This is a genomic window from Vibrio sp. HI00D65 (genome assembly GCF_001635455.1).
Lineage (GTDB): Bacteria > Pseudomonadota > Gammaproteobacteria > Enterobacterales > Vibrionaceae > Vibrio.
In genome coordinates this window covers 1-465 of sequence record NZ_LWEH01000064.1, presented here as the reverse complement: position 1 = coordinate 465, position 465 = coordinate 1, and the positions used below count along the sequence as shown (strand labels likewise).

Sequence of the window (465 nt, the reverse complement as noted above, 5' to 3'; positions counted from 1 at the left end):
CGCAATAACTTTGGTGATAGAAGGCTTGGTTAAGCGACGGAGGCCGCTAGCTTGATCGTGTATCATATTTTCATTCATATTTATCCGCCGCCTAGAGCCCTTCAGAATCGCTGTTCCAGTAATGAGGTTCATTCTCTGTAGATTTCTCTAATAGCTCATTTGCCTTAGCAATCATGTACTTTGGTTGAGCTATAACGATATCTTCAGGAACTCGTTGACCATTTGCTATATAAGGAACTGGTAATGCATTTTGTATTACGACACTGATGAATTCACCAGGACTGAGGGATTCATCCAATTTAGTCATGATGCATCCCGACAATGGGATTCTTCTAAAGTGTTCAATTGTCTCTTGTAGTACTTTGCGTTGTGCTGTAGCCGGCAAAACAAGGTAGCTATTGATAACGGAGCCACTCTCTTGCATCAATGTGTCTAACTGCTCAGATAGACGAACATCTCGTTGTC

General features: G+C 41.9%; 2 pseudogenes. Both read right to left on the bottom strand.

The features are described 5' to 3' along the window. A pseudogene (locus A3712_RS28200) lies at positions 1 to 132 on the bottom strand (MinD/ParA family protein); the annotation flags it as partial. Continuing rightward, a pseudogene (locus A3712_RS07325) lies at positions 92 to 465 on the bottom strand (flagellar biosynthesis protein FlhF); the annotation flags it as partial. The pseudogenes A3712_RS07325 and A3712_RS28200, both read right to left, overlap by 41 nt.